General features: G+C 65.1%; 12 protein-coding genes. 2 read left to right on the forward strand and 10 right to left on the reverse strand.

Annotation, left to right across the window (positions count from 1 at the left end):
* Positions 1 to 25: 25 nt before the first annotated feature.
* The 3 genes from ilvN to ilvD are packed head-to-tail and all read right to left on the reverse strand — an operon-like array spanning position 26 to position 3,901.
* A complete protein-coding gene (ilvN, locus tag HPY83_13135; protein NPV08891.1) occupies positions 26 to 496 on the reverse strand; it encodes an acetolactate synthase small subunit in 471 nt (156 codons plus the stop codon).
* Positions 496 to 2,205: a biosynthetic-type acetolactate synthase large subunit gene (ilvB, locus tag HPY83_13140; GenBank protein NPV08892.1), complete on the reverse strand. Its 1,710-nt coding sequence runs from the start codon at positions 2,203 to 2,205 to the stop codon at positions 496 to 498. Before ilvB ends, ilvN begins: the two co-directional genes overlap by 1 nt.
* Positions 2,206 to 2,224: 19 nt before the next feature.
* Positions 2,225 to 3,901: a dihydroxy-acid dehydratase gene (gene ilvD / locus HPY83_13145; GenBank protein NPV08893.1), complete on the reverse strand. Its 1,677-nt coding sequence runs from the start codon at positions 3,899 to 3,901 to the stop codon at positions 2,225 to 2,227.
* A 742-nt stretch (positions 3,902 to 4,643) separates the two neighbouring features.
* On the opposite strand from ilvD, the gene HPY83_13150 reads away from it, so the two are divergent.
* Positions 4,644 to 5,507: an aldo/keto reductase gene (locus tag HPY83_13150; protein ID NPV08894.1), complete on the forward strand. Its 864-nt coding sequence runs from the start codon at positions 4,644 to 4,646 to the stop codon at positions 5,505 to 5,507.
* A gap of 151 nt (positions 5,508 to 5,658) precedes the next feature.
* Positions 5,659 to 6,177: a flavin reductase family protein gene (locus HPY83_13155; protein NPV08895.1), complete on the forward strand. Its 519-nt coding sequence runs from the start codon at positions 5,659 to 5,661 to the stop codon at positions 6,175 to 6,177.
* Between the two features lie 48 nt (positions 6,178 to 6,225).
* On the opposite strand, the gene HPY83_13160 is transcribed toward HPY83_13155, so the two are convergent.
* The 7 genes from HPY83_13160 to HPY83_13190 all read right to left on the reverse strand — a co-directional run.
* Positions 6,226 to 6,831 carry a MerR family transcriptional regulator gene (locus HPY83_13160; GenBank protein ID NPV08896.1) on the reverse strand — a complete coding sequence of 202 codons (606 nt, stop codon included), beginning with the start codon at positions 6,829 to 6,831 and terminating at the stop codon, positions 6,226 to 6,228.
* Positions 6,832 to 7,100: 269 nt separating this feature from the next.
* A complete protein-coding gene (locus tag HPY83_13165) occupies positions 7,101 to 7,970 on the reverse strand; it encodes a radical SAM protein (GenBank protein ID NPV08897.1) in 870 nt (289 codons plus the stop codon).
* Positions 7,967 to 8,833 carry a nitrogenase iron protein gene (locus HPY83_13170; protein ID NPV08898.1) on the reverse strand — a complete coding sequence of 289 codons (867 nt, stop codon included), beginning with the start codon at positions 8,831 to 8,833 and terminating at the stop codon, positions 7,967 to 7,969. Before HPY83_13170 ends, HPY83_13165 begins: the two co-directional genes overlap by 4 nt.
* A complete protein-coding gene (locus HPY83_13175) occupies positions 8,834 to 10,180 on the reverse strand; it encodes a nitrogenase associated protein (protein ID NPV08899.1) in 1,347 nt (448 codons plus the stop codon).
* Positions 10,170 to 11,573: a nitrogenase associated protein gene (locus HPY83_13180; protein NPV08900.1), complete on the reverse strand. Its 1,404-nt coding sequence runs from the start codon at positions 11,571 to 11,573 to the stop codon at positions 10,170 to 10,172. Before HPY83_13180 ends, HPY83_13175 begins: the two co-directional genes overlap by 11 nt.
* 354 nt (positions 11,574 to 11,927) lie before the next feature.
* Positions 11,928 to 12,560, reverse strand: a complete 633-nt coding sequence (locus HPY83_13185; protein NPV08901.1) for a hypothetical protein — start codon at positions 12,558 to 12,560, stop codon at positions 11,928 to 11,930.
* Positions 12,561 to 12,758: 198 nt separating this feature from the next.
* Positions 12,759 to 14,014: hypothetical protein (locus HPY83_13190; protein NPV08902.1), on the reverse strand; the 1,256-nt coding region annotated here is incomplete at its 5' end.

Raw genomic sequence — 14,014 nt, forward strand, 5'->3', positions numbered from 1 at the left:
ACGGACGCAAGGTTATCTGATACTGCTATCCTCGCGCCAGGGCCAGGATGCCCGTGCGCGTTAGCTCCTGAACACCGTACGGTCTCAGCAGCTCCAGCAGCGAGTCCACCTTGTCCTCGGTTCCGGTGATCTCGATGATCAAAGACTCGGGCGAGACGTCTACTATGTTCGAGCGGAAGATGTTGGCCAGTCCGATGACCTCGGAGCGGTTCGCAGGAGTGGCGTGGACCTTCACCAGAGCCAGCTCTCGGCTCACGTTGGCCCCATCCAGGTCGAACACCTTGGTGACGTTCACCAGCTTGTGCAGCTGCTTGGCCACTTGCTCCAGGGTGCGGTCGTCGCCAGTGACCACCACCGTCATGCGCGATATGCCCGGGGTCTCGCTATGTCCGACCGCTAGGCTGTCAATGTTGAACCCCCGGCGGCGAAAGAGATTCGCCACCCGGTTGAGGACCCCCGGCTTGTCTTCCATCAGAGCTACTATGGTGTGACGCATTACGCCCTCTCCTCCACCAGACAGCGCTCCGTAGGTAACGGCCTGCGGATCATCTCGCGAATGGTCTGGCCGGCTGGCACCATCGGGTACACGTTCTCTTCCCCTTTGACTCGGAACTCGAGCAGGAAGGGTCCGGGCGTGCTGGCAGCTGTGTCTATCGCAGCATCCACCTCATCCCTTCGGTCAACTCGCAGGCCCGGCATGCCATACGCCTCGGCTATCTTGCTGAAGTCCGGGCTAGTGATAGCAGTGGCGCTGTAGCGCCGGCGGAAGAAGATCTCCTGCCACTGGCGCACCATGCCCAGGTATCCATTGTTGAGGACGACGATCTTTATCGGCAGGCGCTCCTGAACGATGGTGCCCAACTGGTTGATCGTCATCTGAGCCCCACCGTCTCCCGCCACTACCCAGACCGGCACACCGGGGTTGCCGACCTGAGCCCCGATCGCGGCCGGAATAGCGTACCCCATGGTGCCCAAGCCGCCCGAGGTGCACAGCCCGCGAGGCCGGTTGTGCTGGTAGTACTGGGCCTCCCACATCTGATTCTGGCCCACATCCGAGACCATAAGCGCCTGGCCTCCGGTGACTCTGGATATGCGGTCAATCACATATGGGGGTAGGATCTCGTCGCTCTCTCGATTCAGGATGTCGCGCTCTGCCTCTTCCCGCTTCCACTCGCGGATCAGCTCCCACCAGGGCTCAAACTCACAAGGCTGAACCAGGGGAACCAACTGCTGCAAGGCGTACTTTGCGTCGCCAACGATGGGCACCGTGGGCGCCACATTCTTGCCCACCTCAGCCGGGTCCACGTCAATGTGAATGATCTTGGCATTCGGAGCCCAGGCAGAGGGCCTGCCCGTAACCCGATCACTGAACCGCATGCCCACGGCCAGGATCAAATCGGCCTTGTCAGCCGCCATGTATGCCGAAGCAGCGCCGTGCATCCCGATGAAGCCCAGACTCTGAGGGTCCGACTCGGGGAAGCTGCCCAGCCCCAAGAGGGTCATGGCCACTGGAGCCCGGTACTTGCGCGCTAGCTGCGCCAGTTCCTCCCAGGCACCTGCACGATTGACGCCGCCTCCCGCGATAATCAGCGGCCGCGCCGCCGCATTCATCAGCTCGGAAGCCGTCTTCAGTTGGCGGGCGTTCGGCCTCACGGTGGGACGATAGCCCGGCAGGTCAACTCTGTCCGGGTACTCGTAGACGGTCTTGCCCAGGGCCACGTCGCGAGGCAGATCAATGAGCACCGGCCCCGGCCTTCCCGTGCGGGCGATGTGAAACGCCTCCTTGATCACCGTGGCCAACTCCTCGACCCGGCCGACCAGGTAGTTGTGCTTGGTGATGGGCAGCGTGATGCCGGTGATGTCAGTCTCTTGGAAGGCATCCTTGCCCAGCACTGACGTAGCCACCTGGCCCGTGATGGCGACTATGGGGACCGAATCCATGTACGCAGTGGCGATCCCTGTCACTAGGTTGGTCGCGCCCGGCCCCGATGTGGCCATGCAGACGCCCACCTTGCCCGTGCTCCGAGCGTAGCCGTCCGCCGCATGGGCGGCCCCCTGCTCATGCCGCACCAGGATGTGGCGGATCGGGTAGTCCATCATGGTGTCGTATACGTCAATGATCTGGCCGCCAGGGTATCCGAAGACAACCTCCACCCCTTCTCTTAGCAGCGATTCCCAGACTATCTGTGCACCGGTCAGTTCCATGGTTGCCTCCTCTGGCCCGTCAGTCCTCAGCCAGAACGGCGCCGGTGTTGGCCGACGTGACGAGCTTCGCGTAACGCCTCAAGTAGCCCCGTTTCACCCGCGGCTCCCACACCGGAAGCTCCGCGAGCCGCCTCCGTATCTCCTCGTCCGCTAGCTCTACCTCGATCAGCCCAGCCTCGATGTCCATGGATACTATGTCGCCGTCCCGTAGAGCAGCGATCGGGCCCCGTTCGGCCGCTTCGGGAGAAACGTGCCCCACGGCAGCCCCCCGAGTGGCACCCGAGAACCGCCCGTCCGTCAGAAGTGCGACCTGCCCGTCTAGTCCCATCCCTGACAGGATCGAAGTGGGAGTCAGCATCTCCCGCATTCCCGGCCCTCCCTTGGGGCCCTCGTACCGGATCACCAGCACTTCTCCTTTCTCGAACCGACGCGCCAGGAAGGCCCTGGTGGCCTCCTCCTCGCTATCGAACACTCGCACCGGACCACGCAGTCTCATGCGGTCGGCGGCTACGGCGGCCTTCTTGATCACTGCTCCCATCGGGGCCAGGTTGCCGAAAAGCACCGCCAACCCTCCGGTACGGCTGTATGGATCTGCCAGAGGGCGAATCACGGCCGGGTCCTGCACGGCAGCCGCCTGCACCACGGACTCAATCCCACCCGGCGCCACCACCTTGGCGGACAAGTTCAGCAGCCCGGCGTCTGCCAATCTCCTTTGCACCGCCGGAATCCCGCCTGCCAGGTGTAGCTCCTCCAGTCGGTGCCCGCCCACCGCCGGGCTCATCTTGGCCAGGTGCGGGGTACGGGCGCTGACCTCATTGACCTGCTCCAGCGAGAGAGGTACCCGGGCCTCCCGGGCTATGGCCAGCAAGTGCAGCACGGTGTTGGTCGAGCCGCCCAGCGCCATGTCCACGCTCAGGGCATTGGCGAAGGCCGCCGGACTAAGGATGTCCAGAGCCCTCACCCCCTCCCGGATGAGGTCCATCACCCGCATTCCCGTCCGCCGGGCTAGACCCAGGCGGTCGCCCGACACGGCCGGAACGGTACCATTGCCAGGCAGCGCCATCCCCAGGGCCTCCGTGAGGCAGTTCATGGTGTTGGCGGTGAACATCCCCGCGCATGACCCGCAACCTGGGCAGGCGGCCCGTTCCAGCCGATCGAGTTCGTCCTCCGTCATAGCGCCACTCGCGACGGCGCCCACGGCCATGAACACATCATTGAGGTCCACCAGCCGGCCTTCGTGTCGGCCAGCTAGCATGGGCCCACCGGAGACAATGATGCAGGGCACGTTCAGCCGGGCGGCCGCCATCAGCATGCCCGGCACGATCTTGTCGCAACTGGCCACCAAGACCAGGCCGTCGAACGCGTGCGCCTCCGCCAAGCTCTCCACCGAGTCCACCACTAGTTCCCGACTGGCCAGGGAGTAGCACATGCCGGCGTGGTTCATAGCGATGCCATCGCAAATGGCCGGCACATTGACCTCGAAGGGAGTCCCCCCGGCCATGCGTACCCCAGCCTTGACCGCCTCGGCTACCCGGTCCAGGTGTTGATGCCCCGGTATTACTTCGCTGTAGGAGTTGACCACCCCTACCAGCGGGCGGGCCATCTCCTCGTCGGTGACCCCGAGCGCGCGGAGTAGAGACCGGTGGGGGGCCCGCTCGATTCCTTTGGTGACGGCGTCGCTACGGCTGGTACCCATGTGTCACTCCTGTGCAGTCTGAATGAAAGAGGCGCACTCGCCTCGCCTTCCGGCTGAAGAGTGCGCCCTCGCTGTGAGGCCCTTCCCTCACGCTCTTCAGAAGAGAGCTCCGCACACAACAAAGAACCTCCCTTGTCGGGAGGTTCGTACGAACTGATCTATGCTACTTGGCGCTCAGGCCTACTTCCTCCCGACAAGCGGCGACCGCTCCTCAAGTACGAGGAGCACGGTAATTACGAGGAGTAGGCCCTTAGGTTGGCCGGGTGTCTGGTCCAAATCCCACCTCGGACGAATGGCGCCATACTACCACGCCGCGATGGACCTGTCAAACGGGCCACAGCTCGAGATTGCGTGGGCCGGTGCCCACCAGCATAGCCGCTCGGGTGCTTCCCCACGTTCGGCCCACGAGAGCAGTCCCCGACAACCCTGCGGGTATACCCCCCTTCGAGCGTTGCGCGCCCCCACGCGCGCCCTGCCTCCACCCGAAGACCGTCGCCTTGCCGCCGCCGCCAACCGCGGAGCCTGCTCTGAGAGGCTGCGCGCAGACCGCCTACGCCGCTTCACCCGTACTGCTGCCGGGTGAACACACTTGTGCCCTCGTTCGTGAACTCCTGCTCGGACGGAACTTGCGAGCCTCGCCCCCGAGCCGACGGCCGCTACCGGCACGCAGCCAACTAGGCTATAATCCCTGCTGAAGACCCGGCTTCCACGTCGTTTGCTCCCCTCGTCGAAGGAGAGACTCATGTACACCGTCAGGACCGTCAACGGGATCCCCTATCGCCTCCTCGGCTCCACTGGCGAAGAGGTCAGTATCATCGGTGTCGGTGGGTTCCATATCGGCCGCTACCGCGACCGGGAGCTGGGGGTGCGCATTGTACGCACGGCGCTGAACGAAGGCGTCAACTTCCTGGACAACGCCTGGTGCTACAACGATGGGCTGAGCGAGGAGATAATGGGTCTCGCCCTGCTGGGCGGCTACCGCGACCAGGCTTTCCTCATGACCAAGAACCACGGGAGGGACGCGCCCACGTTCCGCGCCCAGCTGGAGCAGAGCCTGCGAAGGCTCCAGACCGACAGAATTGACCTTCTCCAGCTTCACGAGATCATTGACGATGGCGTTCCTCAGCGCATTCTCTCCCAAGGCGTCGTAGAGGCCGCGCTGGAGGCCAAGAAGCAGGGCAAGATCCGTTACGTCGGGTTCACCGGTCATCGCTGGCCCCGACTACTGGAGGAGATGCTCGAGGGGAGCGACATCTGGGACGCGGTCCAGCTCCCCGTCAACCTGCTGGACCACCACTACCGGAGCTTCGCCCGCTCCCTGATCCCACGCCTGAGCGAAGCCGGCATCGGGATCATCGGGATGAAGAGCCTTGCCGGAGGCAACTTGCTTCGGGCGGGTGTCTCCGTGCGAGAGGCGATTTCGTACTCGCTATCGCAGGCGGTATCCACCCTGGTCTGCGGCATGGACTCCCTTGACGTCCTGGAGCAGAACCTGGCCATAGTGAGAGACTGGCACCCCCTATCGGCCGAAGAGCAGAGCCGGCTCCTCGACCGAGTAGCGCTGGCAGCAGAGACCGGGCATCTAGAGCACTACAAGACTGGCTAGCGTGGGCAGGCTTCTCCCTCTGTCGAAAGGGGGCCAGCCTGCGCTGGCCTCCCAGGCTTCGGCCCAGCCCGCGTGGCCACCTCTTCAGCACCGCGCAGGCGCTCACGGGGAGCCATTAACCCATCCCACGGCCGGTTCAGTGGAGGAGAAGATGAGACAGCGCCGTGAACTTGACTTCTACCAATGCAGCAACGAGCTTCTCAGCAGAATGCGACACGGAGGCGTGCTCTGCACCGTCACCGACGAGTCAGGCGCCATCAACGTGCTCACGCTCGGCTGGGGTCTGCTGGGCCCTCACTACTACGAGCGTCCCATCTTGGCCATCGCCGTGACACCGAGGCGCCACTCCTGGCGCTTCCTGGAGGCAGTGCCGGAGTTCACCATTGCCGTGCCTGACGATTCCCTCCAGGATGCCGTCGCGCTGTGCGGCACCAAGTCTGGCCGCGACCTGGACAAGTTCATGGCGGCGGGCCTGACGCCAGTCCCCGGGCTGCGGGTGCGCGCTCCCTCGATCGCGGAGTGCCCCATCAACATCGAATGCCAGGTCTACGCCAAGGTGGCACCTCCGCACCTGCTATTGACACCGCGGCACCGCGAGCGGCCACTGGAAGAGCAACACACCATCTACTTCTCCCAAGTGCTGGGGACCTACGGGTGGTCTGACGCTTGAGTAGCGGTATGCGAAGATTCGCCTGAGGCGTTATTGGCGGCCGAGACGCTACAACCCGTGAAAGGGCGGGCGGGAGAACAGCCGCTTGTACCACGGCAGCCTCAACCACTCCTCCACCCGAGTCAGCCGGTATTCGAGCACCGACAGCCGCTCGTCTGCCCTCGACAGCCGGTCCTCGTTGAGGGCCACCTTCTGAGAGAGGTTCTCCGCTGCCCCGCCGGGCCTGCCGGCCAGCTTCTGCACTTCCAAGCTGCTCCGGACGGGCTCGGCCCGGGGAAACTCCCGAGGCTGAAACCGGCGGAGGGCGCGCGCAGCCGCGTCCTCGCTGCCATTCTCCTGGTCGACAGGCGCCGGCCGCTGCGGAGCCGGTGGTGGGACCTCGGGCGAAGACCGGGCCGCAGGCCTCGGGGCCGCCTGCACGCTGCCGGGCGGCGCAGTAGCACCCGCCAGAGCCGCCAGCACTTCCTCCGACGATCGCCCGGAGGCAAACATCTCCCGGATGCGGGCGAGGGTCTCGACGTCCGCCTCGGCGAACCGCCGCCCCCGCGGGCGGCGAGCCTCATCGGAGAGATGCTCCCCAAAAAGGCTGACGTACCGCCGCAACGTCGCCGGCGGGATGTCTAGCTTCTCGCTCACTTCGGTAGGCGTCGCCATGAGGTCTGCCTTTCGCTCATGGGCGCACTCCCCGCCCGTCCGCTCATGAGCGCACGTGTGATCGGCCTAGTGTAGCGCAGGGTGCCGCAGGGCACAAGAGGCTCACGCTCCCAGCGTGAGCCAGGGTCGGGCCGAGGAGGGAGAGAGCCGAGGCGCGGCTCGACCGCCCGATGGATGCGAGCGGCGCGCCTCCCGAGGGTAGAAGCACAGAGCGCGAGGAGAGTCGCCGGGCGCAAGACCATCCCCCCACTTGACCACAGACCCAGCCATTACCCGGTCGGCCGAGAGATCGCCGTGCCGCAGCCGGCCCCGACCGGAGGAAAGGCCATCACGTCGGCGCTGCATTGCTCGCAGCGTCGAAACTGCGGCAGCCAGGTCTCGCAGTCGTCTCGGGCCCTCTGAAGCTCTTCGCAAGTGGGAGCCCGCAGCCCCGGCATGTCATCGGGCGGGATGAGAGGCATGATGTTCATCAGGCGAACGCCCCGGTCGGCGACTGCCCTGGCCAGGCGCGGCAAGTCCCCATCATTGGCACCAGGTATCAGCACGGTGTTCACTTTGACGCCTAGCCCAGCGGCCAGGGCCGCCTCCACCCCGCTCAGCTGTCTCTCGATCAGCAGGCCAGCCCCCTCCTCGCCCCAATACGTCCGCCCCTCATGTCTGACCCAGGTGTAGATGCGCTGGCCCACGCGCGGCTCGAGCGCGTTCATGGTAACCGTGAGAGCGCTGATGCCCACCGCCAGCAACTCCGGCAACCGCTCCTCGAGGAGCAGCCCGTTCGTGCTTACGCAGCAGGTGAGCTGGGGGAACTCCCGGTGCACCGCCTCCAGGGCGGTGAAGGTGCCCTGGTTCGCCAGGGGCTCGCCGGGGCCGGCCACCCCCACCACGAAGCGCTCCCCCGGACGATGTCTCACCAGCCCCCGGACCAGGCCCAGGGCCTCCTCCGGGGTCAGCAGCCGCCGCGCCCACCCGGGGTGCTGCATGGTCAGATTGGCACATACCCGGCGGGTGCAGAAGACGCACTGGATGTTGCAGGCGGGAGCTACCGGAAGGTGTACCCGCCCCACCCGGTCGTGGGCTGACTCGTCGAAGCAAGGGTGGCCGGGCATTACCGAGGCCGAGGGCGATGGGGGGAGGCTCACGGGGATTCCCCGGCAGCGGCGTACAGGTCCAGGCGGGAGCGGTAGAGCCTCTCCAGGTCCTCCACCTCCTCGACAGGTGTCGGGATCACCCGCGACTGGTTCGCTAGCAGCATCTCCGCCAGATGACGGAAGGCATCCGCCTCGGGAGAGTTGGGCGAGTGCTGCAGCACCGTCCGGCCCTTCACCTCACAGGCCCGAATCACTGGGCTGAAAGGGATTACGTCTATCAACGACGTTCCGATGGCCTGGGCAAACTGAGAGAGCAGGTCGCGTTCGAACTCTTCCTGGCCTCCGCTGTTGCCGATCACCCCGGCCAGGCCCGTCTCCCCCCGACGCGACAAGCGGCGGACGCCCTTGGCGATGTTGTTGGCGGCGTACAGACTCATGAAGGCGCCGGAGCAGAGCAAGTATATCTCTCGGGCGAAACCCTCCCGGATGGGCTGGGCGAACCCGCCGCACACCACGTCGCCCAGAATATCGTATATCACTACGTCGGTGCCATAGGTGTCGAAAGCCTTCAGATCCTTGAGGATCTGCAGTGCGGTGAGCACTCCCCGACCGGCGCAGCCCACCCCGGGCTCCGGCCCACCGGACTCCACGCAGCGGACCCCGCCCTCCCCAGCGAATACGATGTCCTCCAAGCTGATGGCGCTCTGGTCCCGCCCCAGACGCAACTGGTCGCGCAGGGTTTCCAGCACGGTGGGGATCATGCGCCCACCCGTGAGGGTACGGGTGGAGTCCCGCTTCGGGTCGCACCCCACCTGCATCACCTCCAGGCCCCGCTCACGGAAAGCCATAGAGAGGTTGGATGCCACCGTGCTCTTCCCGATGCCCCCCTTGCCGTAGATGGCTATCTGCCGCATCTACCACCTCGCCCGGTAGCGCCGATGCCTGGAACGGTAGCGGTCCAGCCAGTCATTGCGCATCACCTCGATCAGGTTCAGCATCCCCTCGTAGCCAAAGTAGGCCCGGTCCACCATGCGGAAGCGAGACAAGGGGTTCACGATGCGAAACACGAAGGGGATTCCCAGCTCCTCCACCGCGTGCCGCTCCACGTTGCTGCCGAAGACCATCTCCGGCCTCGCTTCTCCCAGCGCCTTCTTGGCCGCGTAGACGTCGGCATCGCGAATCACGGTCGGGCTGACACCCAGGGACGCGATCTCCCTTTCCAGCATCGCTTGGGCATCCGCCTGACCCGACCGCAGGCACACCAGCGTCGGGACGACCTCCAGGTCTTCAGCCAGAAAGCGCAGGAGAGGCACGCCCACGGTGGCGTCGGCTACAATGGCGGCCGGAGTCCGGTGCAGGGGCGACTGCTCTAGCCCCTTGCGTCGGCACCGCTCCACCACCGTCGCCTCGCCCCGGGCGATCATACCTTCCGCCACCGCTTCCGCTCCCAACCGCCGACCCAGCTCTCGCAGCCAGCTGGCGGTGTTGCTGAAGCCGATAGGAAGGGGCAGGTCCCGGCACCACTGCTCCACCCCGTAGCGCTCCGCCAGGAGATCGGCCGCCCCCTGACCCGCGTCGTGACTCAAGACCAGGCACCCCTCCGCCATGGGCACCTTCTCGAAGTCCTCCGGGGCCGTGTCGTGGGCCAAGGTGGCCACCACTGTGGCTCCCATCGCGGCCAGCACCTCCCGCACCCAGGCCAGGTCGCCCATCCAGGTCGGGTTTGAGTTGGCGTGCGGCGCCACCAGACACACCGAGCGGGGCACTCGGAAGCCGCCCTCCTCGGGCACCAGGTGCTCCAGCATGGCCTCCAGGGCGATCTCGATGCCCCGGTTCTGATCTCCGCGGAAGCCAGCACACAAGATGGGCACCAAGGGAAACTCGACTTCCGGCTGCAGGTCCTGGCACACGGCCATGATGTCGTCGCCCACGATCTCCGGCCCACAGGCGGTGACCACGAACATCAGCCGGACATCCAGCTCCCGCGCCTCGAGGATGGTACGGGCGAGGACCCCCTCTCCACCGTGCACGATCTCGTCTTCGCAAAGCTTGGTACACAGCGTGAGAGTCTCGGTGTAATCGGCGTCCTGCCACCCGAAGGCCGCGTCCACTAGCTGGAAGCAGCCTTGAGGGGAGTGGGAGAGCACGCAGCACCCCCTTACCCCTAAGGCAGTTTGGGCCGCGCCATACAGGGCGCAGCGGAGATAGGGATCGTGGCAGCGGGCGGCGGCCGCGGCGTTGGTCACCCGTTCAGTCGCCATATAGCACCCGCTTGAACAGCCTGGAGCGAGGGCGCGCGGCATGCTCCAGCCCCGATTCCGCCAGGCGGGCCATGTTGCGGATGCCCCGGTACCCATACTGAGGGTATCCGGTCATGGTAGTCATGTTCAGCTGGGGCACACCGGGCTGGCGCAGGGGGCTGCCCACGTAGAGGGCGTTGTCGTACTGCGAAGCGATCATGGCCACGTCCTCCTGGGTGCTCGCAGACGCGTTGAAGCTGCCCAGGGCAAATATCCCGTGAGTGAGGATCACCTCGGGGTTCTCGCCCCGGCTGAGGAGGAATTTGAGGCTGGGCAGTCGCTCCTTGACGGTGTAGGGGTGGAGGTTGATCACAACAGGGTGGGCGCCGAACTCCTCGGCCATGCGGGCCAGGGAGAGAGCCCGGATGGGGCCGGGGAACTCCGAGATCTCGATCAGTGTCGTCTTGCCCTGGAAGCAGCGCTGTAACGTCCGCACCTCGTCGGCCACGGCGGCCGATTCCTCGGCGATGAACTGCCGCGCCTGCCTCTCCAGCCCCAAGGGTTCGGCCACCCCCATGATCCACTCCTCGGTGGCGGCGGGGCCGTAGGGCTGGCCGGTGCGGGCGTAGGGGACCCCGAAGCGTTCCTCCATCAGGTCCCCCAGCTTCTGCCCCCAGTCGTAACACCAGGAGGCGTTGATCTCGGCCGAGGATGCCCGCCGGATCTCCTCCACGGTGCAGCCGCCGCAGAGCACTCCGTTGATCCGGGCCCCGATCCCCTTCACCAGGCGTTGGATCTCGTCCAGGTCCTGGGTCCACTCGGTGTAGGTGGGCCCCTCGCGGGCGCCGATGATGTTCACCGTGCCCTTCATCACCTCGGTGCGCGGCTCCATGAGGTCCATCAGCGCCCGGAAGGCGTCCTCGTAACCGCTGCGGAAGTCTCCGCCGAAGCCCTCGCTGCGCAGGGCCAGGACTCGGGCCTGCACCTGGAAGGCAGCCGTCTCGGCGACGGTCTCTACGTCGTCGCCCACGATGCCGGAGCAGCAGCAGGAGAGGATGACGATCAGGTCTGGGTGGTAGCGCTGGTCGGCCTCCTTGACCGCCTCCAGGAGCTTGCCCTCGCCCCCGTAGATCACGTCGGCCTCGTCCTGGGCGGTGCAGGTAGTGGGCTCGAGGGGGACGCCGCGGTACTCGCAGCCGCGCATCTTGTAGGAGCTGGCCACGGAGTAGGTGCAGCCCTTGGGGCCGTGGATGACGGGAGCCATGTGGCGGATGCCGTTGAGGACCTGGAAGGCGGTCCAGAACTTACAGGGAGGCGCGTGGGAGGCCTGCAGCTTGGGGACCATCTCGCCGCTCTCGACCTTGTCCACCAGTTGGGCCAGGGTGCCGTGGAAGGCGATTCGGCTCGGGTCCATCGTCACCTCCGTGCGGTCGGGTGCGGGATCGGCGGGTGGGATGGGGCAGTGGCACGGTACCAGGATAGACCGGGGTGCGCGGAAGCGCAACGGAGGCCGACGGCGGGCAGCCGCACGCGCCGGCGGCCAGCGTGTTGGCCGCGACGGCAGGTCACGGACTGCCTTTCACGGAGCGCGAGGACCCCACGCCCACCGCTGCCTCCGAGCCTGCCCGGCATCAGCAGCGCACCCGCAAGCGGGTGCGCGGTGCGGAGGTGAGGGCTCTCCCCGGGGAAGACCCCTGCAGACGGACGGGTTGGGCTGGCCGCTGCGGCCTTACGCGGCTTGCATCGGCCAGCCTGGCGCACAGAACGGCTACCGCGGAACCGGTAGCTGCCGGTGATCGGTCACTTCAATATCCAGGGCGATGATGTTGACGTCCGTCGCCAAGTCGAACACGCTCACGCAATGCCCGGTCTCACCGGGGTTGACATCTTCACAACTGAATTCAAGCTCTTCGAACCTGCGTCCGGTGTCGTCCACACCCTGCACGTTGTAGGAACTGAGAGACGCTTGCTCGTTGCCGCAGTTGGTGATATCGAAGCTGACCACTACCAGCTTGCTATCATCGCTGCTGGGCGCGAGGTCTTTCTCTCCACCCCAGAACCCCGGGAAGGCCACCTCTGTCTCCTCGGTGAACTCTTCCGCCGCCAGGATCTCTATGCCCAGCTGGCCCACGCGAGCCGCCGCCGGAACGGAGAGCAGGCTGCTCGTCAACGGGACGGCGGTGTCAATGTCAATGGTGACCGGCACCTTGAGCAGATACTGCTGACCATCGATCTCTACGGTGACGGCGGCGACGCTCTCGATGGTGTCAGTGATGCCCACCTGGGCACCACCGTCAGTGAAGACGAGTTCGACGATGTCGGAGGCGGTTCCCTGGGCTAGGGCGATCGCGGGAACGAGCAGCAGCATGGCGAGCACGGTCAGGATCGCGGCGCGGCGCATGAGTGTCCTCCTTGCCGGTGATGTATGCTTGTATATCGGCCGGAAGGGGACAGAACTTGTGCGGGGACTGGCTCCGGGCGGGTTCTACTCCCCTAACTCCTCCTCCAGCGTCCGGAAGTGCTCCAGAGCCGCCTCTAGGTTCTCCAGGCTCTCGCCCTTGAGCCAGAAGATGTCCAGGCTCGTGATGGAGCGGAGCCTCTAGTGACTGGTGTTTGGGAACCAGTTCCTGACACGCTTCCAGACAGTCTCTGCCGCGCTCCTCAGGTACCGTGGCTCGTCAGGACTAGGGTGAGACTCCTCCACGTGGTAGCCGAACACAAACTTCATCTTGCGAGCAGACCGGGCATCGGCACGCACATACTCGCGAAGGAGCTGGGCTGGGCCGAGATAGCGTTTGCGAGCACAGCACTGCACGAACCTATCCCAATCGTCTACTGAGCAGCAGAACACATTCCTTAGCGGCACCCATTCCGCTCCTCCAAACTTACGGACGATGCGGTCTACTGCCTCAGCATCCACGTAGTCACGAAATGCCTGACCGTTGCTCAGAAAGAGCTCCCTGAAGGTTACTATGAGCAGGTAGTTGTCGCCCGTTGATGCTTCCCCACGTTGATTGAGTGCACGAGCCGTAGAATATGCTTGACAGAGGCCCTTTAGGAAGGAGTCCTTGGCCTTGTTACTGACGATCGAGGGGTCATGGCTCGTCTGCCCTAGGTAAGTCATCTCTACCCCTTTGGCATCCACAAACACGCGGTGAGATCCATCCGAGATGACGAAGTCAACGACCTTGCATCCACGTCCGAGCTTGGAGATCAACTCACGCTCGTCATCGTAGGGCAGTCCTAGGTAGTCGACGCCCCTCCGCACGTGCTGCTCAAACAGGGGGCCGAATAGCCGCATGAACACCTGAGGGTCGCTATCCCTGAGCATCCTGTACACGAAGAAGCTGATCGAGTGCATGAGCAGAAGAGAGGAGTAGCAGTGGTAGACGTTGCCCTCGCGGAGAAGCGGGTATCGCTGGAGCGGGCTCTCTTCGTAGAGCTCACATGCAAGGCTGTGGCTGCCAGCGGCGGATCGAAGCCACTCAGTTACTGATGAGCGGTCCCGTGAGAGCGCATCCAGGAATCGCTGGGTGGTGCCGGGTGGGTAGTTGCGCTGGGCTGGCTCGAGCCAGTCCACGGTCAATGACCTTTCGCCCTCTACCAGGAAGCGACAGACCAGCGTCATACTCAGCTCTAGAAACTGGCTGATGGTCAGTCCCGTGATGCGGGCGAAGTCAGCCTGGAAAGGGTGAGCGCTGGGAAGGGACCCAAACAGGAGCTGGTTCCTCCCTAGGCGGCCCATTGCGAACGAGTAGGGACTCCGATGGTGCAAGTAGAACTGCTGGAAGGCAAGATTCCTTACCAGGAGGTAGGGGTTGTCGTACGCCTCCGGCAAGCGTACACAGCCCGACA

It is taken from the genome of Anaerolineae bacterium, assembly GCA_013178015.1.
In the GTDB taxonomy this organism is placed as follows: Bacteria; Chloroflexota; Anaerolineae; order DRVO01; family DRVO01; genus Ch71.